This window comes from Rickettsia endosymbiont of Oedothorax gibbosus (genome assembly GCF_936269705.1).
GTDB lineage: Bacteria > Pseudomonadota > Alphaproteobacteria > Rickettsiales > Rickettsiaceae > Tisiphia.
On sequence record NZ_OW370493.1, the window covers coordinates 921,389 to 945,914 of the forward strand.

Genomic DNA, 24,526 nt, shown 5'->3' on the forward strand with positions numbered 1-24,526 from the left:
TTTATTATAGTAAAATAAATTACTAAATACAAGTATTTTCATATAAAGTAAGATAGATTATAAGAGTACACAACTTGTGCAAAATTAATATTAAATTGTTTTCATATTAGATCAGTTAATTTCTTACTTATAGATTTAAGGATGTATATAGTAATTATTACTATATAGTCAATTGATGAGAAGTTGGGGGGCGTCGTCACTCCATCACTCCTAGCCTGGATATTGCATGAAGGTGGTATTTATAAAAATAAAATGGCAATATCGCTTATAAGTGGTAATGGATATGTTAATTTTCACTTAAATTATGTCTAGATATGCAATTCTTCCTGATTTAAGATAGAATCCCCCCTTACCCCCATTTTTTATTGTACCGGGGACAGTACCATATTAGCTTATTCTATAGCTAATTTTTTCATAACACTATCCCATATATGTTGGTAAGGATAAGATGAAGACAACAAGAATTTAATGCTCCTAGTATTTCTAATAATTACTGCTCCAATTTTGAACAATTTTAAACGCACCGTTCCTACCAAGGCTTTAGCTAATTCAGTACCTTGTAAAAACTTATCACGTATATATTCTACTAATGTATAGGCAAGGCTTGACAAAATTAGTCTGAGTTGATTATCCCACCATTTATGGCATGAAGTGCGATCGGCAAATAGCTCTAACTGTTGCTCTTTTATACGATTTTCCATATCTCCACGTGCACAGTAATTTTTATCATATAAATCTTCTGGCTTACCTGCTAAATTAGTTACTATATATCTTGGATTCTCACCAAGGCTAGTTACTTCTGATTTACCAACTATCTTACGATGACGACTCCAGCTATCAGCTTTATATTTAAATTCACTAAAAAAGCGTTGCTTCTCTTTGCTAATTGTGAAGGCTTCGTTAGATTGTTGCATCAATGGCTCAAGCAGCTTGTTGAGTCTAGTATTTTGGGCTATTCCGACTATATATTTTACATTATTTTCATCACACCAATCCAGCATCTGATGACGACAAAATCCACCATCACCACGAAAAATAATCTCTACTTCAGGCCACGATTGACGAAAACGCTTGACTAATAGAGATAATATTGCCCAGCTATGCTTTGCTTGTTCTAGCTTTGAGCTGCGAAGATTGCTTACTAACAGCTTTTTTCCACAAAAAACATATAAAGGTAGAAAGCAATTATGACGATAATATCCATGATAAAACTTCCCCTCTTGATTGCCATAAATTTCATCATCAGTGGCATCAAAATCAAGTATTAATTGTTTCGGCACGGTTTTATGAGATTCGACAAACTTGTCAATCATCACCTTATGAGCTTTAAGAGCAAATCCACGATCTGCTTTATTTTCTAAACGGCATAAAGTAGAGCTACTAGCCATATCGTCCAGTGTGTCTATACTTGTTTGCAAAGCTGGACATTTTCTTAAATTATCGTGATCATTTAAATCTTCATAACCAAGAGCAATACCATAAATACGCTGTTTGAGCATTGTTAAAATAGTATGAGTAATTTTATCAGAATCTCGCTTATCAGGAAAAATCTTAGCCAGTTCATTAGTTAGACCAAGTCTTTTATCTGCTTCTCTTAGCAATAATACACCTCCATCGCTACTAATATTACCTCCTGTGAAATTTATTGTCCCAAAATTTGGTTAAAACCTCCGGCTTCAGCCGGAAAAGACTTCAGTCCTTGTTCTAAAATATTTCAATTTACTAATGTTATCATATATATTATTCTCTGAATAGAGAATAATATATATGACTGATTATAGTAAGTCTAGCCACACCGTATTTTACCACCGCTTCCATATCGTTTGGATTACTAAGTATCGATACAAAGTACTCACAGGTAACCTCAGGATTAGAATTAGAGAAATTATTGCTCAGGTAGCAGAATATCTTGGTATCAAAATCATCAATGGAATATTATCTGCCGATCATGTCCATATTATGGCTGAAATTCCACCTCATATATCCATTAGTCAGTTTGTTAAAGCAGCTAAAGGACGTTCATCATATAAAATTCAGCAAGAATTTCCTGAAATTAGAAAAACTTACTGGGGACGCCACTTTTGGGCTAGGGGCTTCTTTAGCTCAACCAGTGGTAATGTCACTGATGATATAATCAATAACTACATTAACAATCATTCAGATGCACATCAGCCTAATAATGTAATGAATATCTCTTTAGAGTAAATCCGTGACTTCTAGTCGCAACTTCAACCTACCAGCTTCAGCAGGTTAGTCAGAACGCCCTCGCAAAGCGAGGGGCTTGACGGTTATGAGCAGCCCAAAGGGCTGCCATTGTTAATTAAAATTCTCCTGATTCGTCAGAGCCTAAACTATCAAGTTGCTCTTGATTCTTAATGTAGTGTTTGATCTGATTCTCTTCAAATCCTACAGTTGAGACCGCATAACCTCTAGCCCACAACTTTTCTCCATTAAAATTACGTTTTCGTCCACCAAACTGCCTAGCAACGGCTATAGCACTTTTCCCCTTGATATAGCCTATTACTTCAGCTACAGAATATTTAGGAGGAATCTTGATGAGCATATGCACATGATCTTGTACCATATGCCCCTCTATGATCTTGCTCCCACGTTGAAAAGCTAACTCATGGAATACGTTCCCAAGATATTTTCTAACCTTCCCGTACAATTCTTTTTTACGACACTTTGGAATAAACACAATATGATATTTGCAATCCCATTTAGAATGATTTAAACTTTCGTATGTTGTCATATATTTTCTCCTTTGACCGTCAAGCCAAAGAAGTTATATATGATAACTTTTTATTTTATACTAAATCTAAAGGCCAAGCCTTGATGGTCTCACTAGTCAAACTAGTGGCTTACCTATCATTGAGTTATTGAGTTCTATTTGACGATTTTTTACTTTCGATTGGTAAATTAATCCTGTACAATTTGTCATGGCAAAACCCTCTATGTAATCTTCTTTTAACACTGATATTATATAGTATTACAAGGGTTTTGTCTCTATTCTTTCATGCAATATTCAGGCTAGGCTCTGTGAACAAAATTTTAATTATTTAGATTTTGAGTATTTTTAAGCGAAAATTAATAAGATTTTTGCCGGAATAGTTAGTTCTATTTCAAAAAAATCTTATAATTTGCAGCTAAAAAGAGTCGAAATCTAGTAATTTAAATTTTGTTCACAAAGCCTAAAGTGGCTCTAAGCCAGATAGCTGTGAATTTAACGTAACGCTAGGAAATTGTCGAATTAGCTATATTATACCGTTGAACGATCCTTATAAAAATACAGAGCTATTAAACTTAAAATAGCACAAGCAATTATGTAATAAATAGACGAAGTAATTGTACCAGTTTCCTGTACAAGATATGCTATCACTAAAGGCGTTGTACCACCAAAAATACTAGTTGCTATATTATAAGATAATGATAAAGCCGTATTTCTGACATTGGTTGGATAGAATTCAGCTTGCAGTGCAGGCTCAGGACCAATATAACAGGCAGCTAAAATTGATAATACTATTTGAGATATAATTATAACACAAAAATCGCCAGTTTCAATTGCCTGTATCAAAAATGGAATAACTAAAATAATTACCAATAAATTGAACACAAAAATTTTCTTGCGACCAACTATGTCCGACAAATAGCCAGAACATAAAGTAACAATTGCCATGATTATATAACAATAATTAGCTAAGTTATTAACTTCATCATTAGTAAAATTACGATTTATCTTCAAAAATGACATGAGATAAGTAGCTTGTAAATAAAATAGTACTGAGCCTGTGGAATTGATAAAGATGGATATTATAATATCAAACCAATAGACAGAGATAACTTTTTTTAGAGGAGACTTTAATATTCCACCATCTTCCTTCATACTTTGAAAACTAGGAGTTTCACTTGTATATTTCTTGATATAAAGTCCAGCAAATAAAATAAAGATTCCTAATAAAAATGGTATTCTCCACCCCCAATCATCAAATTGCTCTGCTGATAAAAAGCTTTGTATGCATTGTGAAATTCCTGAACCAAATAATAAGCCAATACAAATACTGGACATTGATACGCTACTACTAAAACCACGGTAGGCTACACCTGCATGTTCAATAACAAATGAAATTGAGCCAGTAAGTGCTCCGCCCATTGATAAACCTTGCAACATTCGAACTAAAATCATCAATATAGTTGCGGTAATACCTATCTCGTCATAAGTTGGTAACATACCAATTAAAGCTGTTGGCAAAGACATACAAAATATAGATGCACTTAAAGCCGTTCTTCTGCCAAAACGATCTCCAATCACTCCAAAAAACACCCCGCCTATTGGTCTCATTAGATAACCGAGAGCAAATGCCTCAAAAGCATGTAATAAAGACGAGCTAGGGTTTGATCCAGGGAAGAATTTTGCCCCTATTATAGGGGCAAAAAGACTAAATAGTGCGTAATCATACCATTCAAATGCATTTGCTATACCGCTTGCAAAAACTAATTTACGTTTATTCATGCGATATTTTATCATCTTGGGTCATACTATCTTTCTCAGAATATATTATAAACAATGTTGCAGGGATTACTATCAGAGCCCCATATAAAGTGCTACTTTCAGGAATTTCATTAAAAACAATATATCCAGCTGATGCTGAAATGATTAACTCTAAATATCTGTAAGGAGCGATGGCAGTAGCATCAACTAAGGCGAAAGCCTTTAATAGAAAGAATGAAATTACCCCCCCTCCTGATCCTACAATAAATAGCAGAATAAATTCTGAAATATTAGGGGTTTTCCAATACATTATTGATGGTGGTATTGATAATAAAGAGGTTACTAGAGCAGAATAAAATAACATGCTAATCATTGATTCTTTTACTACAAATTTCTTGTTGATAATATCTAACATGGCAAAAGATATAGCAGTTAATACAAAAATCAATATTTGTGGATTAAAATCACTAGCATTAGGTTTCAGAGTAACAACAATGCCAATAAAGCCAAATAAAGTTGCTGCCCATCTTTGCCAAATAATATTTTCATTTAAAAAAAATACTGCCAAAACCAAGGTAAATAAAGGTATAGCCAGGCTAACAACTGTAGCAGTAGTCACTGGTGCAAGCTGTAAACCATAAGTCCAAGATGTTATACCAAAAAATAACAAAACCCCTCTTGCAATATGGACAAAAGGACGATTAGTAGTTAAAGTTTGTTTCCCGTAATAAAAAATAAATGGCACAAGAATTAAAGTACTAAAGAGAAAGCGAAAAAAAGCTACCTCAAAGCTATGTAACCTGAATCCAAGATATTTTGCCGTTATATCATTAGTTACACTAGTTATCATACTTAATACAAACCAACCAATACCAATAAAATAAGTGTTTAATTTATTATTCATATATACCTAAAATTTTTTAGTTTATTTGTTTTTTATACTTAGTGTTTCTTATATTTAATGTTATAGTATCATCATTGTTAGACAAATTTAAAAAATCTTATTATCATTTGATTTTCAGATAATAAGAATATATATAGTACAGCAATATATTTAAAGCAAGAGAAGGTTTATAGTTATGATAAAAGTTACAAAAAAGTTAGGGGTATTTCTATTAATGAGTTGTGTTAGTATTTCTAGCTTTGCTAATCATGATTCAGCTGATAATGATTATGGTGCTGACTATAATGCTAATTATTATGAGAATGATGGTGGTTTACTATTTAGGATGAGAGCAATTGGTATAAAATCTAGTGCAAAGCAAACAGATTTTCCTAATGCTACTGTCAAAGACCCAGTATCGATTGGTACCTTTGCCGAAAATGGTTATGGTATAGAGGCTTCCACCTCAGTATTTTTTGCTAATTACGTTGCCGCAGAGTTATCTTTAGGTTTCGATGTATTACGTAATAAAAATAGCAATTTAAAGAATGTGGCTTATAATTATGGCACTAATCCAGAAGAAGTTGCCAAAAGAAGAGCTCTTTATATGATTCCATTAACTGTTACAGGACAATACCATATAGCTCCTTTTGGTGCTATCAGACCTTATATTGGCGTTGGTTACCATGGAGCTTATTTTGTTAATAGCTCTAAAGGGTGTACGGTCAGAAATGGTCACGGTGCCGTGTTACAGCTCGGAGTTGATTTATATGCTAAGGATGATACATTGATTAACTTAGATATAAAGCAATATTTCCTTAATACCACGGTTGAGTATAAATCTCCTTTAGTAAGAAAACCTATCTCCTCTAAAGTAAAGTTTAATCCGTTAATGATTGCCATAGGCGTTGGTTTTAGGTTTTAGGTATCAGGGCGATTTAAAAGTCTATTGTTGACTTATCAGCTAGAAGAGATTATATTTTTTAGAAAATCACATATTAATATTATATTAGTTTACTATGAATTCACAACAGAAATTACCTATACTGCCTAGAGCAACTGCTATTTGGTTAATTGATAATACCGCATTAACATTTAAGCAGATAGCTGATTTTTGTGGAATTCATGAGTTTGAAATTAAAGGCATTGCTGATGGCGAAGTATCTCACGGTATTAAGGGGTTAGACCCAATCGCTGGCGGACAGTTAACCAAAGAAGAAATCATACGTTGTACAAAAGATTCAACTAGTAGTTTAAGGATTTCTGTTAATGCTGCATACGATTTGATAAATACCAAGAAAAAACAACAATCTAAGTACACTCCTATTGCTAGACGTCAAGATAAACCAGATGCGATATATTGGATACTTAAAAATTGTCCAGAAATTTTAGATAATCAAATTGTTAAGTTAGTTGGTACTACCAAATCTACCATAGATGCTATTCGTGATCGTAGTCACTGGAACATGAAAAATATTCGCCCACGTGATCCAGTATTACTTGGAATTTGTAGCCAAGTGGAATTAGACAAGAATATTGAGCAAGCAAAACTTTTACTCCAACAAGAAGAAAAAACCTCTAAAGAATAGGACTATAGTCAAATTGCGAGGAGGCACTTTAGTGGTGGCGAAGCAATTATAAGTTGTCTATTAGTGAGCCACCGTAGGTGGCGTGGCAATCCATTTTTAATCACTTTTCTGGATTGCTTCGTCGGTCTAAGATATCCTCGCAATGACGGTTTTTCAATTATTGTTTTCTTAAACTGACGCCTATGTGCAATAACGCTGCAGAACCTTCTGTGCATCGCCTAACATAAATAGGGAGCAAATAAATAGTGAATGAATACGGTAATATAATCAACGGTAAATATTTTGCAGAACAAATATTATCTAAAATAAAGATAGAAATCAATTTACTCAAGAAACAACATAATTTGATACCAACTCTTGCTATTATACTAGTGGGCAATAATCCAGCCAGCAGTATATATGTAAGAAATAAGCTCAAAGCAGCAACAAAAATTGGTATGAATGCTTTGCAAATAAATTTGCCGAATGAAGTTCAAATTGACCATCTACTGAATGAAATCAATATACTTAATAATAATTCAAATATCTCTGGGATTATCGTACAACTTCCTTTACCTAAACATATCAATAAAAATTTAATCTTATCTGCTATTGATCCTAGCAAAGACGTTGATGGTTTTCACCCCATAAATGTTGGTTATCTACATATAGTCAATTCAGGAGAATTGGGTAGCAGGAGCGATGGAGCGACGCTTATAAGTAATCGGCGAGCATTGAGCAACGACATCAGCAACTTCTCATCAATTGACTATAGTAACTCAGGTGATGGTTTTATACCTTGCACAGCTCTTGGCTGTATTGAGTTACTTAAACAAGTTGAGAAAAATTTAGCTGGCAAGAATGTTGTAGTTATAGGACGTTCTAATATTGTTGGAAAACCATTATCAGCTTTATTACTTAGAGAAGATTGCACTGTTACTTTATGTCACTCAAAAACTCAAAACTTACATTCTATAACTTCCCGTGCCGACATAGTAATATCAGCTATCGGCTCACCTTTAACATTAACAGAAGAATATTTTAACCGACAATCTATAGTGATTGACGTTGGTATTAGTAAACTTGCCAATAGTGACAAAATGGTTGGAGACGTTGATTTTCCAAACGTTGTAGATAAAGTACGATATATATCGCCAGTTCCAGGCGGCGTTGGACCAATGACCGTTGCTTTCTTGCTGAAAAATACCCTCAAAGCAGCAAAACAAAATAACCACATATATCCATAATAAACTAACGTCATTGCGAAAAGGCGAAGCCGACAGGAAGTGTAATATAGTGAATTATTAAGCAGCATTTAGTACCGCAGTTTTCCATTTGCTAGACCAATCATTACTATGGATTATAGATCTTAATTGCAAAATAGGATTTAACCCCTCTCTAGACCATCTCATGTGTTGCTGCCCTTTACATCTTTGATTGATTAAACTCTCAACAGTTGATTCAGCAAGATTACTAGTAAAGATCAGCCCTTGATCCTTCCTTGTTGAGTAATCCACAATTTTATCTTTATTATTATCAACATATTACGTCAATTCGGGATAAGGATATTGTGAACATGTAGATTAAAATCAAATTTTGTTGAAGGTTTATTTTTCTTTAATGAGTAAGCAACAAGAGTAGATAATATATGGACAAAGGCATTTATTGGTGATCTATGTCTAGTATGTTCAAGGTTCATTTTATTTTTTAGATAATCAAAAACTGTTTCAATTAAGTTACGCTTTCGAAGTAAGATTTTTTCTTTCAAATCCATTAATTTATTTTCCATATTCTTCTTAATTCCATGAATCATTTTTAAGCCTCTTTCATATAAATTTAAGAACAAATTTTGCTTAATATAACCTTTATCAGCTGCTATAATTCCAGTTAATCTTTTTGTTAACTCCGGTACTGGAACCCTATCATCTACATTGCCTTTGGTCACTTTTAATGCCATAAACTCCCCTTTATTATTGATTATTACATGTAATTTAAAACCATAAAAATACCCCATAGAGGATTTACTATGTTTGGCTAATCCTTTAAAAACTTTATTGCTATAACGCCTTTTATTGTGACAAGCTTTAATCGTTGTAGAGTCAATAAAATAAATACCTGTTTCCTCACCAAACAACAAATGAATCAACATATTTAGCGGTATGAATAATCGTGCCATTAATTCAACAAATCTATTATAACTCAAGGCTTTGGGAAAATCATCCTTATGCATGCACTCTATATAACTTTTATAGAAAAATTTAAAATTCTTAGCATAGGATGTATGAAACATAATTATTATTGTTAACATTTCACTTAGACTCATGCTACAACAGCGATTTCTTTGCTTATTTGATGGTAATAACTTTCTCTGTTCATACTCCAAATAAATTTTACAAAAATCATCTATAAAACTATATAATTCTGTGATATCTTTTTTCATGCCTGTAGTTTGTTTTTTTGTTTAAAAATATAAATACTGCAGGCACTCCTTTTTGACAATCCTTTTATCTATTACTATTTCATCTATATCTTATCCCGAACTGACGTATATTGGGATAATTTTTTAATCCTATCATGATGCTGTTCTTCTTTTGTCAGTGCTAATATTTCTTTAAATCTTATCATCGCCTTCTCCACATCTCCTCTCCATAAATGCCACTTGATATGCATCAGATCTTCTTTTAGCCTTTTTGGTAACGATATATTCTCAAATTTCATACCCAAATGAAACCAATCTAAAATATAAGTTATTTTAGCACACAAAGGCTCTAGTGCCTTTGCTATATTCCAGCAATTTGCCGCCCCATCACATAGTGCGGTAATATGTGTTTTTGGGCTTAAGCCTTGTTTCAATGCTGCAATAATAGTAGAACTTATAATTTGTTTTTGACGATCATCCTTAATTGACGCTGCACAATTCTTACTTATAATATAATTCCTGGTATCTTGACTATTTGATTTTATAGATTCTGGTTTGTAAACTACAGCCACCATAGCCTCCATACTACGTTGATCCTCCAGCAATTCCAAATATGACATTATGGATACATAGGGAAATTTTAGCATTGCGATCCACTCAACTTTAAGACGAATAATCTATTTTTCTGTTAAAGATTTGTATGTATTTTCTTGAATTCTATAAATATTTTTATACAAACTTATCATAATTCACGTTATTGTAATCAATTTGGTAAAAACCAACGGTTAGCAATAAATAAGTCTATTGCTCTAGAAAAAGCTTTTGATAGGTCGAATCTATATTGGCGGGACTCTGTAATCTCGTTTGCCAGCTAATATCTCCCATAACATTTCCATTGATTCAAAGAAAAAAAGGTCTACTAAACTTCTTATTCGTTCCCATAACGATCCTAATCTACCAAATTGCTCCCTCATTTCTTGAAATAATTTATCAACTAATTGGTGTATTTGATGAATAGTAAATGCTAACAAAGTAAAATTGTAGAAATTATAACATAGATTCTCAGAACCATGACCGTAATTATGTTCTATATTATAACCATGATTCTTTAAGCTATTAAAGCATTCGTTCTCTATTTTCCAACGTGCTCTTGCTCCGTCTATTATTGTTTTAGCATTATCTGAGGTGATTTCTAGATCAGTAATCCATTTACCATAATACTGACTTTTGTTACTACCATCTTTCTGCGGCACTAGCTCCCATGCCGCTATATAATTTGTTCTTACCTTAGTGCTAGTAAATAATTCAACATCATTAACCCATTCAATTATCAATTTGTTCCTTCTAAGGCTCAATGTCTCTATCTTTGATTTATCTACAGATTGAACATTATCCATTAATGTCTTATGATTATTGGGTTTTACTTTAAAAATATAATTAGCTTTATGATCACGAATTGTTTCTATCACTGGAGTTGTTGCATATAAGGCATCAGCATTGATTATTATCCCTAATTTATCATGATCCTTTCTAAATCTTGTCAAAAATCTCTTGAAAGCATTCGTCTCACAATCCTCTTTCTCATCACCATCTTGTACACGAATTTCCTCAGGCATTACTGGTATTACTTGTCGTAACCCAAATTTTACAATAGCCCCTTGTAATACTTGATGACAATGATATTGGTTATTTTTATGCCCTCTAATTAGGCAACGTTTACAACTCACTTTATCAGAGCTGTAATATTGTGTACCATCAACATTTAATAAGTATTTACCAGGAAATATTTGATATTGTTCTAGATGCTTCCCTCGTTGTAATTTACTAAATAATTCTTTGAAAATAGGTCTAAACGTTACGTCACTATCTACTTGGTCTATTACGTTCCTCATCCCCTGATCGCTAGGAAGCGATTGTACTGTAAACATGCTACGCAGATTATTACGTTGTTCCTTCCTTTCCATACGCCTTTGAAATTCTAGCAAAGATACTGATTGAAAATACATACACGCCAAACCAGATAACATAATATCTGCTATACTATTACTACTATTTACACCCCTTCTATCTTCTATACCAGCAAATCTATCTGCAATCATACTTCTGATTGCACTAAAACTTAAATGTTTCTTTGAATGCATAACTTGATACCAATATTATATTGATATTATCTTAGATAATTTATCCAACTTTGACTACTTTTTTAACTATTCCTCTACGAAAAACTTATTCCATATCCTTTTACTTACCTTCCTTCTATGACATATTTGGAATCGCTGTCATATACACCATAACATTGGTTAGACAAGAAATGATTTTTGATCCATTCCCAAACTTGTTCCATTGCATTAAGTTCCGGTGCATAGGGCGGAAGCGGTATCAAAGTGATATTGCTTGGCACAGTTAGTTTTTTGGCTGTGTGCCAACCTGCATTATCCGTTAGTAAAGCTATATGTCGGTTGCCTTGAATACTGCGAGAAAGCTCTTCTAAGAATTTATTCATTGCCTGTGTGTTTGCATATGGTAAAATTAATGCAAAAGCTTCTCCTGTATCATGGCAAGCAGCTCCATAAATATATGTTGAAATGAATTGCTGTTGCCGAACTTTACGGGGTCTAGTGCCACGCTTAGCCCATATACGAGTTAAGCTACCTTGTTGCCCAACTCGAGTTTCATCCTGAGACCATATATCAACTTTACATCTATCGATATTTTTTGGTAATAATTTTGTTAACATGTCTGGGAAGTTTTTTTATATGTATTTTGAGTCTCTTGATTTGACTTTGGATGCATTGAACGAGAAGTAATCCAGCTAAAACCAAGGCGGTGCATAGTATTGTAGACTGTTTTTAAAGCGCATTTAGCACCATATTCCTCAAGTAACATGATATGTAGCTCCTTTCCAGTTATATACCCACCAGTTTTACTTTCACTGAGCGTATTGATTTTATCAAAAAGAGCAGACTCTTGTATAGTGTTAATCTTCCTAGGGGCGCCGCTTCTTTGTGATTCAAATAATCCTTCAAAACCATGATTCCTAAATCTTCTGAGCCATGATTGCACAGTTTTCCAGTGTGACTTCACTATTTCAGATATGGCTTTTAAAGATTTGCCTAATTGAAGGTGATACATCGCCAATAAACGTATACGATTTCGACCATGCGGCTCATGTTTCATCATTTTTATAAAATCATGACCATGAAAACCTTGTGGTAATATTAACCTAGCCATTTGAGTACCTTTATCAGTTAAAAACCCATTTTACACCACTGCGTTAATTATTGCAATTGGTATAAGTTGGCGAATCTCCATTAGTTTGGAAAGTGAATTTTGTGTAACAGCCCTTGAAGACGCTATAGAAAAATATGGTATGCCAAAAATATTTAATACTGATCAAGGAGTACAATTTACCTCGGAGAATTTTATTAGTATGCTAAAGCTACATAATATCTTGATTAGTATGGATGGTAAGGGACGAGCCTTAGATAATATTTTTATTGAACGTTTTTGGCGATCATTAAAACAGGAAAAAATTTATCGGATTATTTTAACAACAGTAAAGGAGGCAAAGACAGCAATTAACGAATATATGGACTTTTATAATAGACAAAGGATGCATCAAGCTTTGGATTATAAAACTCCAGAATGTGTATATTTTGAAAAAAATATTGTATAAAAACAACAATTTAATTTTTGTGAATTATATCTCTATTTATCTAAATTTTTGTCTAGACAAAGGGGACCACCTTACATCCCTTACTCTCTCAGCTACTTTGCCAGTTAATATTCTTTTACGATATTTTGGTATCACACTAAATGCACTTTTAAATCGTGTTTACTATGGCTATTAGTTCTATAACTCCTCATCTTATTTCACTAATTCGTCGTTAATACGACTTCATTATATCTTCCCTTCGCCTAAAGGCGAGGGTTTTTTATAATCCCCGTTGGGGGACAATAAATTCTTGAAATTATTATTTCCTACCCTTCCGAAGAAAGCCTGCGACATGTATCTTTAACAGAAAAATAGATTGTTCGTCTTAAAGTTGAGTGGGTCGCAATGCTAAAATTTCTCTATGTATCTATAATGTCATAATATTTGGCAATTGATTATATGACCAAGAAATGGGTTATGCCGATTCCAAACTGGAACGAAGCTATGGCTCACTTTTTGATAAAATTTGAAGGTAGAATTTAAGCCCTATGAAAAATTTACACACTTAATTAGAAAGGCTCTTGTTTTTCTTCATTTTTCCTCTTAAGTTTAATTCTCTTTATTCTAACTCATTTCGGAAACTTGAATACACTATTTTCTGTCCATTATAAAAAAAACTTGACTACTAGTTTAATAGTAGTTTTAATTAAAAATTCAGTACACATAAGTTAACCACTCTGCACTTGCAGTGCATATCTTAATATTACGGCATAAATGCCTAATGTATGTACTAAAAATTAGAAACTATTTGTGTATGACTATCCCAAATGCTAAGCCACCGCTTTCAGCGGTGGAATCATAGTGTTTGACATATACTAAAGATATCCCTAAATGATTTTGCCGCTCAAAGCAGAATCAAGAAGGATAATGTATATGCCAAACTATAATAGTTTAAACCACTGTACATGGGAATGTAAGTACCATGTTGTTTTTACACCCAAATATCGCAAGAAAACAATATTTGGATTTATTAGGAAAGAGTTAAAAGAAGTATTCCATCGTTTAGCGGGTCAAAAGGAATGTAAGATAGAGGAAGGATATTTAATGCAGGATCATGTGCATATGCTAATATCCATTCCACCCAAACATTCTATTTCAACCATTGTGGGTTTTATTAAAGGTAAAAGTTCTATATGGGCAGCGATTCCAAATATGTCATAGAAGGAAGGTAAGTAAAAGGATATGGAATAAGTTTTTCGTAGAGGAATAGTTAAAAAAGTAGTCAAAGTTGGATAAATTATCTAAGATAATATCAATATAATATTGGTATCAAGTTATGCATTCAAAGAAACATTTAAGTTTTAGTGCAATCAGAAGTATGATTGCAGATAGATTTGCTGGTATAGAAGATAGAAGGGGTGTAAATAGTAGTAATAGTATAGCAGATATTATGTTATCTGGTTTGGCGTGTATGTATTTTCAATCAGTATCTTTGCTAGAATTTCAAAGGCGTATGGAAAGGAAGGAACAACGTAATAATCTGCGTAGCATGTTTACAGTACAATCGCTTCCTAGCGATCAGGGGATGAGGAACGTAATAGACCAAGTAGATAGTGACGTAACGTTTAGACCTATTTTCAAAGAATTATTTAGTAAATTACAACGAGGGAAGCATCTAGAACAATATCAAATATTTCCTGGTAAATACTTATTAAATGTTGATGGTACACAATATTACAGCTCTGATAAAGTGAGTTGTAAACGTTGCCTAATTAGAGGGCATAAAAATAACCAATATCATTGTCATCAAGTATTACAAGGGGCTATTGTAAAATTTGGGTTACGACAAGTAATACCAGTAATGCCTGAGGAAATTCGTGTACAAGATGGTGATGAGAAAGAGGATTGTGAGACGAATGCTTTCAAGAGATTTTTGACAAGATTTAGAAAGGATCATGATAAATTAGGGATAATAATCAATGCTGATGCCTTATATGCAACAACTCCAGTGATAGAAACAATTCGTGATCATAAAGCTAATTATATTTTTAAAGTAAAACCCAATAATCATAAGACATTAATGGATAATGTTCAATCTGTAGATAAATCAAAGATAGAGACATTGAGCCTTAGAAGGAACAAATTGATAATTGAATGGGTTAATGATGTTGAATTATTTACTAGCACTAAGGTAAGAACAAATTATATAGCGGCATGGGAGCTAGTGCCGCAGAAAGATGGTAGTAACAAAAGTCAGTATTATGGTAAATGGATTACTGATCTAGAAATCACCTCAGATAATGCTAAAACAATAATAGACGGAGCAAGAGCACGTTGGAAAATAGAGAACGAATGCTTTAATAGCTTAAAGAATCATGGTTATAATATAGAACATAATTACGGTCATGGTTCTGAGAATCTATGTTATAATTTCTACAATTTTACTTTGTTAGCATTTACTATTCATCAAATACACCAATTAGTTGATAAATTATTTCAAGAAATGAGGGAGCAATTTGGTAGATTAGGATCGTTATGGGAACGAATAAGAAGTTTAGTAGACCTTTTTTTCTTTGAATCAATGGAAATGTTATGGGAGATATTAGCTGGCAAACGAGATTACAGAGTCCCGCCAATATAGATTCGACCTATCAAAAGCTTTTTCTAGAGCAATAGACTTATTTATTGCTAACCGTTGGTTTTTACCAAATTGATTACAATAACGTGAATTATGATAAGTTTGTATAAAAATATTTATAGAATTCAAGAAAATACATACAAATCTTTAACAGAAAAATAGATTATTCGTCTTAAAGTTGAGTGGATCGCAATGCTAAAATTTCCCTATGTATCCATAATGTCATATTTGGAATTGCTGCTAAAAATAAAGGTGGAGAAATCTTATGCGGAGGTAAAGCTCATGGTAATTTTTTTGAGCCAACAATTATTAGTAATTGTCAGGATAATATGGAGATTTTTAGCACAGAGATATTTGGTCCCGTTCTTGCATGTTATAAATTTGGCAGTATACAAGAAGTTATAAATAGAGCTAATAATACGGAATATGGTTTGCAAGCTTATATATATTGCAATAATATAGCCATAGCTCAAATAATTGCAACAAAACTTGATTTTGGTATGGTATCAATTAATGATTCGCTACCTGCTAATGCCAAGGCAGCATTTGCTGGGCGAAAAAATTCAGGATTTGGAGTAGAAGGTTCAGATGAGGGAATATTTGAGTATTTAAATAGTAAATTTGTAAACTTGCATAATTATGCAGATACAAGTCAATTAACTTTATTATGAGAAAGATTACCCTTGGTTTAATAGCTGAGTATATAGCTATTATTATTTACAAAATTAAATTTTATCAAATTCTCTATCATCGTAAAAGATATTATGTTGGCGAGATTGATATTATTGCTCTGCGTGGTAAACAACTTGTTTTTATAGAAGTAAAAGCAAGATGTTCTGACGTAGATGATAGAATATTATCAACTCATCAACAGATGCGAATAAAAAGAGCTACTAGTATGTTTTTAAGCTCTAACCCCAAATACCAAAATTATCAGGTTAGATTTGATCTAATAATTATTAAACCTTACAGTATACCCATTATTATTGAGAATGCTTGGTAATTGAGATAAATATATAGCTAACCCGGTTAGTATGATGCCTAATTCACAGACGTCATTGCGAGAAAGTATAAGCCAACGAGGCAATCAAGTTTTGTGTCATATATGGACGAGTGAATTTGTCAACAAAGAAAATAAAAAAATAGAGCCACAAAGGAAGCGGTCATATATTCGGCATCGAGTGCCATAATGGTTTCAGAGTCAATCATTTAATTTGTGTGTGCGTCAAGATAAGGTGCATTAATCTTACGGGTGAAAGTCCTGTTATGGAAGGAGTAGCTAGCTCCACCATATAGCGAGTCTTGTGCTGCTGAAGGTAACGACAGTAGTAAAGCGTAGACAGCGAAACATCCGAGCCGAAACCAAATGGTGAACGTGATAGCCCTGAAATGATATTGGTAGTGGAAGTCGATGTGCTACACAACGCAGTAGACAAGAGAAAACTAGAGGTCAAACTAGCGAAAATCCGAAAGTTTTCAACCATCGGGGTCTCAGGCGTCAGCGAGTTTGTAGAGATTAATGACACAACTTGAGAAGTCCTTATAACTCTTACTGAGTTAAGTAAGTATTCAAAGTACAAGTGCCGAAACATAAGGCTTTGGAGATGGTGTTAAGGATGGCTGAGTCAGTTGTAGTAGTGATGAAGCTTCGTAATGGGAGTGGAGCGAAGGGCTGACAGAAAGGTAAGAACGTAAGAGGGAAACAATGACCGTACACAGCATAGACGGAAATACATGGTCAACGAAACTTGAGCGTATAAAGTTGCTATCATCACAAAATCAAGACATAAAGTTTAATAATCTTGGACATATTATTGATTTAAAGATGTTAGAAGAACAATATAAGGAACTTGATAGCAAGAAAGCTGTAGGAATAGATGGTATAACCAAAGCGGTTTATGGTAAGAAGTTGGAAGCAAATTTGCTCTCGCTCCTTACTAAAATTCGCAAGGGGCAATATCAAGCTAAACCTGCACGAATTACATTGATTCCAAAAGAAGATGGAGGCAAAAGACCTTTGGTAATATCATGCTTTGAAGACAAGATAATCGAGTCGGCAGTAAGCAAGATATTAAACTCAGTGTTCGAGCCAATATTCTTAAAATGTTCTTACGGGTTTCGACCTAAATTAAACGCCCATGATGCACTTAAGGAGTTGAATAGACTTACGTATAACTTCAATAAAGGAGCTGTAGTTGAAATTGATATAACTAAGTGCTTCAATTCAATCAAACATTCTGAGTTGATGGGATTCCTAAGAAAGAGAATATCTGACAAAAGATTCCTAAGACTAGTTATGAAACTGATGGAAACACCAATTATAGAAAACGGCATTACAGTTACTAACAAGGAAGGATGCCGCCAAGGGTCTAAAACATCACCAATTTTGGCAAATGTCTTCCTACATTATGTTATTGACTGTTGGTTTGCTAAAATCAGCAAGGAAAACATAAGAGGGCAAACTGGAATGGTGAGGTATTGTGACGATATGGTGTTCGTCTTTGAGAATGAAGAAGACGCGAGGAAGTTTTATGAGGTTTTGCCCAAAAGATTAAACAAGTATGGCTTGAACATCAATGAAGCTAAATCGCAGATGATTCAGTCCGGTAGATACCATGCTGAGGACTTAGCTAAGCAAGGTAAGAAGATCAAGAGTTATAATTTTCTTGGCTTTACTTGCTATTGGGGTAAATCAAGGTTTGGTAACATATGGAGATTAAAATATACCACAAGGAAAGATCGATTTACCGAGAAGCTTAAAGGGCTAAGAGAATATCTACGAAGTCACCTTAATGAGAGGGGCAAAGAACAGATATTATTGCAAGTCATTAGAGCTACAAAGGGGTGGATCAATTATCATGGTATATCAGATAATCAAAGACGAGTAAGTTCATTTATTCACCAAACTAGGCGAGCAATATATGGGTGGTTTAATAGAATGGGTGGGAAGCGTAAGATGAATTGGCAAAGATTAGCTGAAATACTCAAAAGGGTCGACTTTCCAAATAAGTGGAAGACCATTTCAATGTTCTAAAACCAACAAAAAAAAATAGGGTACAAGCCTATCTTACCTTTCGGGAGCCGGATGCGGTAGCTCTGCATGTCCGGTTCTGAGGAGGGGCTTAACCAAGCAATTGGTTAGGTCTACTCACAAAGTTCATTTTTTATTTTCCAATAAATCATATTTAAAATCTCCACAAAGTATTTCAAATTGATTTAAAGCTAAAGACCAATCTTTAATAGGCATGGTCCATTTTTTGGCTGCATTTTGTAGGGATAAAAATATTATTTTTTGAATTGACTTATCATCTGGAAACACCCCCTTATTTTTGATAATTTTTCTAATTTGACGATTTACAGATTCTATAGTGTTAGTAGTATAAATTACCTTTCTGTTCTCTTCAGGAAAGGCAAAAAACGGTATTATCCCAGACCAATTACGTTGCCAAATATCAGAAATTACCGGATATTTTTTATCCCATTTTACACCAAATTGCTGAAGTTTTAAACGTGCCATTTCGTCATTATTAGCTGTATAAATTTGTTTTAGATCTGATGTGACCTCTTTTAAATCTTTATATGACACATACTTTACTGAATTGCGAACCATATGTACAATACATAATTGTACTATAGTACTCGGGAATACACTGCTTATAGCTTCTGGAAAGCCCTTTAAACCATCCACACAAGCAACATAAATTTGTTCAATTCCTCGATTCTTTAACTCAGTAACTACTTGCATCCAAAATTTAGCACCTTCATTTTTGCCTATCCAAATGCCAAGTAACTCCTTTTTCCCTTCTATATTTACAGCAAGTGCTAAATATACTGCTTTATTTATTACTATGTGATTGTCTCTAGATTTTACATAGATACAGTCCAAGTATAATATTGGATACACCCTATCTAAACAACGATTTTGCCACCTAGTTACTTCTTCTATTACCCCATCTGTTATGGTGGATATCAAGTCACCAGATACATCAGTTTGATATATTTCTTCTAAATGCCCTCGGATCTCGCTGACTGTCATACCGCGACCATAAAGGGATATCACTTTCTCATCAAATCCATTAAATCTCCTCAGCCCTTTTGGTATTAATTGAGGATTATACTCTCCTTCCCGATCTCTTGGTACTTCTACTATAATGGTTCCAATATTTTGGACAGAAAAATAAGAAAAATGAGATAGAATTCTTTAGCAAACAAGGAGAGCTAGAGATGAAAAAACAAGTAAGGCAATATAGTGCTGAGGAGAAAGCCAAAATTGTCATAGAAGCAATTAAGGGAGAGCTAACAATAGCCCAGATAACCAGTAAGTATGGTGTTCATGCAACACAGATAAGTAACTGGAAAAAACAAGGTCTTGAGTTGTTAGTACAAGGTTTTAAGAATAAAACACAGAGTGCTGATCCAAATCAGCAGGGGTTAATCAAGAATCTATATGAGCAAATTGGTCAGTTAAGCGTTGAGTGTGACTGGCTCAAAAAAAAATCTGCATTGTTTGGAATTAAAGGTTAGGTGTAATATGATAGAGCCTAATCATAATAAGTTAACAATTGTACAACAGTGTAAGTTATTGGATATTAGCAGGTCAACCTATTACTATCAACCTACTGGTATTAGTGAACAAGATATCAAGATTATGGCAATAATTGATGAGACCTATACTATGCATCCATATTATGGTATGCGGCGGATGGCTAAATATTTACAAGCCCAAGGTTTTTCGGTAGGTCGTAAAGCTGTTAGACGTTACTACAAGATAATGGGTCTTGAAGCTGTTTATCCTAAAATAAATTTAAGCAAGAGGAATCAAGCGCATAAAATATATCCTTATTTACTAAAAGGATTAGAAATAACGTCAATTCGGGATAAGGCAGCAATTCCAAATATGACATTATGGATACATAGGGAAATTTTAGCATTGCGATCCACTCAACTTTAAGACGAATAATCTATTTTTCTGTTAAAGATTTGTATGTATTTTCTTGAATTCTATAAATATTTTTATACAAACTTATCATAATTCACGTTATTGTAATCAATTTGGTAAAAACCAACGGTTAGCAATAAATAAGTCTATTGCTCTAGAAAAAGCTTTTGATAGGTCGAATCTATATTGGCGGGACTCTGTAATCTCGTTTGCCAGCTAATATCTCCCATAACATTTCCATTGATTCAAAGAAAAAAAGGTCTACTAAACTTCTTATTCGTTCCCATAACGATCCTAATCTACCAAATTGCTCCCTCATTTCTTGAAATAATTTATCAACTAATTGGTGTATTTGATGAATAGTAAATGCTAACAAAGTAAAATTGTAGAAATTATAACATAGATTCTCAGAACCATGACCGTAATTATGTTCTATATTATAACCATGATTCTTTAAGCTATTAAAGCATTCGTTCTCTATTTTCCAACGTGCTCTTGCTCCGTCTATTATTGTTTTAGCATTATCTGAGGTGATTTCTAGATCAGTAATCCATTTACCATAATACTGACTTTTGTTACTACCATCTTTCTGCGGCACTAGCTCCCATGCCGCTATATAATTTGTTCTTACCTTAGTGCTAGTAAATAATTCAACATCATTAACCCATTCAATTATCAATTTGTTCCTTCTAAGGCTCAATGTCTCTATCTTTGATTTATCTACAGATTGAACATTATCCATTAATGTCTTATGATTATTGGGTTTTACTTTAAAAATATAATTAGCTTTATGATCACGAATTGTTTCTATCACTGGAGTTGTTGCATATAAGGCATCAGCATTGATTATTATCCCTAATTTATCATGATCCTTTCTAAATCTTGTCAAAAATCTCTTGAAAGCATTCGTCTCACAATCCTCTTTCTCATCACCATCTTGTACACGAATTTCCTCAGGCATTACTGGTATTACTTGTCGTAACCCAAATTTTACAATAGCCCCTTGTAATACTTGATGACAATGATATTGGTTATTTTTATGCCCTCTAATTAGGCAACGTTTACAACTCACTTTATCAGAGCTGTAATATTGTGTACCATCAACATTTAATAAGTATTTACCAGGAAATATTTGATATTGTTCTAGATGCTTCCCTCGTTGTAATTTACTAAATAATTCTTTGAAAATAGGTCTAAACGTTACGTCACTATCTACTTGGTCTATTACGTTCCTCATCCCCTGATCGCTAGGAAGCGATTGTACTGTAAACATGCTACGCAGATTATTACGTTGTTCCTTCCTTTCCATACGCCTTTGAAATTCTAGCAAAGATACTGATTGAAAATACATACACGCCAAACCAGATAACATAATATCTGCTATACTATTACTACTATTTACACCCCTTCTATCTTCTATACCAGCAAATCTATCTGCAATCATACTTCTGATTGCACTAAAACTTAAATGTTTCTTTGAATGCATAACTTGATACCAATATTATATTGATATTATCTTAGATAATTTATCCAACTTTGACTACTTTTTTAACTATTCCTCTACGAAAAACTTATTCCATATCCTTTTACTTACCTTCCTTCTATGACATATTTGGAATCGCTGCATTATAGGTGATATAGTCAATTCAGGAGAATTGGGTAGCAGGAGCGACGCCTATATGTAATAGCCGAGCGACGAGTAACAACGTCACCAACTTCTCATCAATTGATTATATCGACAGATTTTAATAATTAAAATTGTGCTTTAAGTAAAAATATATTATTAAGGAAGAAGCAACAATAAAAAACTACTCATACCAATTGCAATAATTAACGCAGTGGTGTAAAATGGGTTTTTAACTGATAAAGGTACTCAAATGGCTAGGTTAATATTACCACAAGGTTTTCATGGTCATGATTTTATAAAAATGATGAAACATGAGCCGCATGGTCGAAATCGTATACGTTTATTGGCGATGTATCACCTTCAATTAGGCAAATCTTTAAAAGCCATATCTGAAATAGTGAAGTCACACTGGAAAACTGTGCAATCATGGCTCAGAAGATTTAGGAATCATGGTTTTGAAGGATTATTTGAATCACAAAGAAGCGGTGCCCCTAGGAAGATTAACACTATACAAGAGTCTGCTCTTTTTGATAAAATCAATACGCTCAGTGAAAGTAAAACTGGTGGGTATATAACTGGAAAGGAGCTACATATCATGTTACTTGAGGAATATGGTGCTAAATGCGCTTTAAAAACAGTCTACAATACTATGCACCGCCTTGGTTTTAGCTGGATTACTTCTCGTTCAATGCATCCAAAGTCAAATCAAGAGACTCAAAATACATATAAAAAAACTTCCCAGACATGTTAACAAAATTATTACCAAAAAATATCGATAGATGTAAAGTTGATATATGGTCTCAGGATGAAACTCGAGTTGGGCAACAAGGTAGCTTAACTCGTATATGGGCTAAGCGTGGCACTAGACCCCGTAAAGTTCGGCAACAGCAATTCATTTCAACATATATTTATGGAGCTGCTTGCCATGATACAGGAGAAGCTTTTGCATTAATTTTACCATATGCAAACACACAGGCAATGAATAAATTCTTAGAAGAGCTTTCTCGCAGTATTCAAGGCAACCGACATATAGCTTTACTAACGGATAATGCAGGTTGGCACACAGCCAAAAAACTAACTGTGCCAAGCAATATCACTTTGATACCGCTTCCGCCCTATGCACCGGAACTTAATGCAATGGAACAAGTTTGGGAATGGATCAAAAATCATTTCTTGTCTAACCAATGTTATGGTGTATATGAAGATATCGTCACTATGGCTTGTTACGCTTGGAATCAATTTGCTCATAATGTAGATTTAGTAAAATCAATTATGTATAGAGACTGGATAAACACACCGTGTTAATTATTGCAATTGGTATCATATGTTTATTAATGCTAGAACAGACATCTTTCTTCAAAAAGATACATCTGAGCATAATGAGCAAGACTTAAAGGAAGCTATAGAACGAAGCAAAGCTTATGCAGCAGTTGGAGCCGATGGTTTTTTTGCACCAGGCTTAGCAAATGATAATTTTATAAAACAATTATGTGAATCTTCACCTATTCCTGTCAACATAATGGTGCAAGATGTAACAACAGTAAAAAACCTTGTTGATTTAGGGGTATCTAGAATTAGTTACGGTCCTTTCCCATATATTGCAGTAATGCAAGAATTGGAGAAATCGACAACTGAAGTTTTAACATGTATAGATACAAATAAAAAGACGTAATACAGAGGATTAGTACATTTATGGATAATAAAAAAGATACTACCATAAAAGATAAAAAAGAAAAGCCAGAAGAAATAGGTGGTTTTAAAGGTCAAGAACCAACTATCCACGGAGATTGGCAGCATAAAGGCAGGGTAACTGATTTTTAATGCTACAGTTGTAAATTAATTTATGCCAAGTTTTCATCAAGTCAAAATCCTACCATATAATGCCCAAGAATTATTTCACTTAGTTCTTGACGTGAAGTCATATCCTGAATTCTTACCATGGTGTAGGGCTGCTAGAATCGTCTCAGAAAATGAGAATCAAATTATAGCTGAGTTAGTAATTCAGTTAAAAGGTTTTTCAGACAATTATCAATCAAGAATTATCTACTCAAATGATTTAAATAACCAGAGATACTCCATTGAAGTCGAGGCAATCTCCGGACCATTTAAATATTTAAAAAATTTATGGCAATTTTCTCAAGAAGATATTGGTAGTAAAGTAGAGTTCTTTATTGATTTTAAAATGAAGTTTGCCATAGTTGACAAATTAGTTGGTATATTTTTTACTGATGCTACTGAAAAAATGGTCGATGCATTTGAAAAAAGAGCCGATACTATGTTGAGTAAGGTGGGTTCTAACAATTCTTGA

28 protein-coding genes and 3 pseudogenes are annotated in these 24,526 nt (G+C 33.5%); 17 read left to right on the forward strand and 14 right to left on the reverse strand.

Features of this window, described 5'->3' with window-relative positions; all coding sequences use genetic code 11:
• Positions 1-392: 392 nt before the first annotated feature.
• On the reverse strand, positions 393-1,646 hold the full coding sequence (locus NBW66_RS05075; protein WP_250312266.1) for an IS1380 family transposase: 1,254 nt from the start codon (positions 1,644-1,646) through the stop codon (positions 393-395).
• A gap of 121 nt (positions 1,647-1,767) precedes the next feature.
• Between NBW66_RS05075 and tnpA (NBW66_RS05080) the strand changes: the two genes are divergently transcribed.
• The gene (gene tnpA / locus NBW66_RS05080; protein WP_250310592.1) at positions 1,768-2,205 is read left to right on the forward strand and encodes an IS200/IS605 family transposase; all 438 of its coding nucleotides are present in this window, start codon (positions 1,768-1,770) and stop codon (positions 2,203-2,205) included.
• A 115-nt stretch (positions 2,206-2,320) separates the two neighbouring features.
• Here the strand turns inward: tnpA (NBW66_RS05080) and tnpA (NBW66_RS05085) are convergent, their stop codons facing one another.
• The 4 genes from tnpA (NBW66_RS05085) to NBW66_RS05095 all read right to left on the reverse strand — a co-directional run bounded on the left by tnpA (NBW66_RS05085) (position 2,321) and on the right by NBW66_RS05095 (position 5,393).
• Positions 2,321-2,752 carry an IS200/IS605 family transposase gene (gene tnpA / locus NBW66_RS05085; protein ID WP_250310729.1) on the reverse strand — a complete coding sequence of 144 codons (432 nt, stop codon included), beginning with the start codon at positions 2,750-2,752 and terminating at the stop codon, positions 2,321-2,323.
• A gap of 96 nt (positions 2,753-2,848) precedes the next feature.
• Positions 2,849-2,974, reverse strand: a complete 126-nt coding sequence (locus NBW66_RS14465) for a hypothetical protein (protein ID WP_284346729.1) — start codon at positions 2,972-2,974, stop codon at positions 2,849-2,851.
• 285 nt (positions 2,975-3,259) lie between these two features.
• Positions 3,260-4,510, reverse strand: coding sequence for an MFS transporter (locus NBW66_RS05090; protein WP_250311923.1), 1,251 nt, complete (start codon positions 4,508-4,510; stop codon positions 3,260-3,262).
• Entirely contained in the window at positions 4,503-5,393 is an 891-nt protein-coding gene (locus NBW66_RS05095) for a DMT family transporter (RefSeq protein WP_250311924.1), read from the reverse strand. The genes NBW66_RS05090 and NBW66_RS05095 overlap by 8 nt, the downstream gene beginning before the upstream one ends.
• 175 nt (positions 5,394-5,568) lie before the next feature.
• Here NBW66_RS05095 and NBW66_RS05100 point away from each other — a divergent pair, with 175 nt between their 5' ends.
• The 3 genes from NBW66_RS05100 to NBW66_RS05110 all read left to right on the forward strand — a co-directional run bounded on the left by NBW66_RS05100 (position 5,569) and on the right by NBW66_RS05110 (position 8,187).
• Positions 5,569-6,297 carry an OmpW family outer membrane protein gene (locus NBW66_RS05100; protein ID WP_250311925.1) on the forward strand — a complete coding sequence of 243 codons (729 nt, stop codon included), beginning with the start codon at positions 5,569-5,571 and terminating at the stop codon, positions 6,295-6,297.
• A 94-nt stretch (positions 6,298-6,391) separates the two neighbouring features.
• Positions 6,392-6,961, forward strand: coding sequence for a cell cycle transcriptional regulator TrcR (locus tag NBW66_RS05105; RefSeq protein ID WP_250311926.1), 570 nt, complete (start codon positions 6,392-6,394; stop codon positions 6,959-6,961).
• A gap of 245 nt (positions 6,962-7,206) precedes the next feature.
• Positions 7,207-8,187 carry a bifunctional 5,10-methylenetetrahydrofolate dehydrogenase/5,10-methenyltetrahydrofolate cyclohydrolase gene (locus NBW66_RS05110; protein WP_250311927.1) on the forward strand — a complete coding sequence of 327 codons (981 nt, stop codon included), beginning with the start codon at positions 7,207-7,209 and terminating at the stop codon, positions 8,185-8,187.
• Between the two features lie 57 nt (positions 8,188-8,244).
• On the opposite strand, the gene NBW66_RS05115 is transcribed toward NBW66_RS05110, so the two are convergent.
• The 6 genes from NBW66_RS05115 to NBW66_RS05140 all read right to left on the reverse strand — a co-directional run bounded on the left by NBW66_RS05115 (position 8,245) and on the right by NBW66_RS05140 (position 12,590).
• Complete coding sequence (locus tag NBW66_RS05115) at positions 8,245-8,457, reverse strand: hypothetical protein (protein ID WP_250311928.1); 213 nt, start codon at positions 8,455-8,457, stop codon at positions 8,245-8,247.
• A 32-nt stretch (positions 8,458-8,489) separates the two neighbouring features.
• Positions 8,490-9,380: an IS982 family transposase gene (locus tag NBW66_RS05120; protein WP_250310582.1), complete on the reverse strand. Its 891-nt coding sequence runs from the start codon at positions 9,378-9,380 to the stop codon at positions 8,490-8,492.
• A gap of 83 nt (positions 9,381-9,463) precedes the next feature.
• Positions 9,464-9,979, reverse strand: coding sequence for a hypothetical protein (locus NBW66_RS05125; protein WP_250311929.1), 516 nt, complete (start codon positions 9,977-9,979; stop codon positions 9,464-9,466).
• Between the two features lie 216 nt (positions 9,980-10,195).
• Positions 10,196-11,500, reverse strand: coding sequence for a transposase (locus NBW66_RS05130; protein ID WP_250311217.1), 1,305 nt, complete (start codon positions 11,498-11,500; stop codon positions 10,196-10,198).
• A 104-nt stretch (positions 11,501-11,604) separates the two neighbouring features.
• Positions 11,605-12,096 (reverse strand): IS630 family transposase, encoded by a 492-nt coding sequence (locus tag NBW66_RS05135; protein WP_250311930.1) that lies wholly within the window; start codon positions 12,094-12,096, stop codon positions 11,605-11,607.
• A complete protein-coding gene (locus NBW66_RS05140) occupies positions 12,090-12,590 on the reverse strand; it encodes a helix-turn-helix domain-containing protein (RefSeq protein ID WP_250310542.1) in 501 nt (166 codons plus the stop codon). The genes NBW66_RS05135 and NBW66_RS05140 overlap by 7 nt, the downstream gene beginning before the upstream one ends.
• A 73-nt stretch (positions 12,591-12,663) precedes the next feature.
• Here NBW66_RS05140 and NBW66_RS05145 point away from each other — a divergent pair, with 73 nt between their 5' ends.
• Entirely contained in the window at positions 12,664-13,035 is a 372-nt protein-coding gene (locus tag NBW66_RS05145) for an integrase core domain-containing protein (RefSeq protein ID WP_348539314.1), read from the forward strand.
• Between the two features lie 72 nt (positions 13,036-13,107).
• On the opposite strand, the pseudogene NBW66_RS15230 reads toward NBW66_RS05145, so the two are convergent.
• Positions 13,108-13,226, reverse strand: a pseudogene (locus NBW66_RS15230) (transposase); the annotation flags it as partial.
• A gap of 721 nt (positions 13,227-13,947) precedes the next feature.
• Between NBW66_RS15230 and tnpA (NBW66_RS05150) the strand changes: the two are divergent.
• The 5 genes and pseudogenes from tnpA (NBW66_RS05150) to NBW66_RS05170 form a co-directional block, all read left to right on the forward strand.
• Positions 13,948-14,217: pseudogene (gene tnpA, locus NBW66_RS05150) on the forward strand (IS200/IS605 family transposase); the annotation flags it as partial.
• A gap of 133 nt (positions 14,218-14,350) precedes the next feature.
• Positions 14,351-15,655, forward strand: a complete 1,305-nt coding sequence (locus tag NBW66_RS05155) for a transposase (protein ID WP_250311217.1) — start codon at positions 14,351-14,353, stop codon at positions 15,653-15,655.
• A gap of 254 nt (positions 15,656-15,909) precedes the next feature.
• A pseudogene (locus NBW66_RS05160) lies at positions 15,910-16,323 on the forward strand (aldehyde dehydrogenase family protein); the annotation flags it as partial.
• Positions 16,320-16,655: a YraN family protein gene (locus tag NBW66_RS05165; RefSeq protein WP_094649770.1), complete on the forward strand. Its 336-nt coding sequence runs from the start codon at positions 16,320-16,322 to the stop codon at positions 16,653-16,655. The pseudogene NBW66_RS05160 and the gene NBW66_RS05165, both read left to right, overlap by 4 nt.
• 702 nt (positions 16,656-17,357) lie before the next feature.
• Complete coding sequence (locus NBW66_RS05170; RefSeq protein WP_250310618.1) at positions 17,358-18,686, forward strand: reverse transcriptase domain-containing protein; 1,329 nt, start codon at positions 17,358-17,360, stop codon at positions 18,684-18,686.
• 123 nt (positions 18,687-18,809) lie between these two features.
• On the opposite strand, the gene NBW66_RS05175 is transcribed toward NBW66_RS05170, so the two are convergent.
• Positions 18,810-19,850 (reverse strand): IS256 family transposase, encoded by a 1,041-nt coding sequence (locus NBW66_RS05175; RefSeq protein ID WP_348539315.1) that lies wholly within the window; start codon positions 19,848-19,850, stop codon positions 18,810-18,812.
• Positions 19,851-19,876: 26 nt separating this feature from the next.
• Here NBW66_RS05175 and NBW66_RS05180 point away from each other — a divergent pair, with 26 nt between their 5' ends.
• Complete coding sequence (locus tag NBW66_RS05180) at positions 19,877-20,176, forward strand: transposase (RefSeq protein WP_094649795.1); 300 nt, start codon at positions 19,877-19,879, stop codon at positions 20,174-20,176.
• 7 nt (positions 20,177-20,183) lie between these two features.
• Complete coding sequence (locus NBW66_RS05185) at positions 20,184-20,603, forward strand: IS3 family transposase (protein WP_250311932.1); 420 nt, start codon at positions 20,184-20,186, stop codon at positions 20,601-20,603.
• 169 nt (positions 20,604-20,772) lie between these two features.
• Here the strand turns inward: NBW66_RS05185 and NBW66_RS05190 are convergent, their stop codons facing one another.
• Positions 20,773-22,077: a transposase gene (locus NBW66_RS05190; RefSeq protein ID WP_250311217.1), complete on the reverse strand. Its 1,305-nt coding sequence runs from the start codon at positions 22,075-22,077 to the stop codon at positions 20,773-20,775.
• Positions 22,078-22,468: 391 nt separating this feature from the next.
• On the opposite strand from NBW66_RS05190, the gene NBW66_RS05195 reads away from it, so the two are divergent.
• The 5 genes from NBW66_RS05195 to NBW66_RS05215 are packed head-to-tail and all read left to right on the forward strand — an operon-like array spanning position 22,469 to position 24,526.
• Positions 22,469-22,969: a helix-turn-helix domain-containing protein gene (locus tag NBW66_RS05195; protein WP_250310542.1), complete on the forward strand. Its 501-nt coding sequence runs from the start codon at positions 22,469-22,471 to the stop codon at positions 22,967-22,969.
• The gene (locus NBW66_RS05200) at positions 22,963-23,523 is read left to right on the forward strand and encodes an IS630 family transposase (RefSeq protein WP_250310543.1); all 561 of its coding nucleotides are present in this window, start codon (positions 22,963-22,965) and stop codon (positions 23,521-23,523) included. The genes NBW66_RS05195 and NBW66_RS05200 overlap by 7 nt, the downstream gene beginning before the upstream one ends.
• 19 nt (positions 23,524-23,542) lie before the next feature.
• Positions 23,543-23,890 carry an isocitrate lyase/phosphoenolpyruvate mutase family protein gene (locus NBW66_RS05205; protein WP_250311933.1) on the forward strand — a complete coding sequence of 116 codons (348 nt, stop codon included), beginning with the start codon at positions 23,543-23,545 and terminating at the stop codon, positions 23,888-23,890.
• Between the two features lie 20 nt (positions 23,891-23,910).
• On the forward strand, positions 23,911-24,039 hold the full coding sequence (locus NBW66_RS05210; protein WP_094649133.1) for a DUF1674 domain-containing protein: 129 nt from the start codon (positions 23,911-23,913) through the stop codon (positions 24,037-24,039).
• 22 nt (positions 24,040-24,061) lie between these two features.
• Entirely contained in the window at positions 24,062-24,526 is a 465-nt protein-coding gene (locus NBW66_RS05215) for a type II toxin-antitoxin system RatA family toxin (protein WP_250311934.1), read from the forward strand.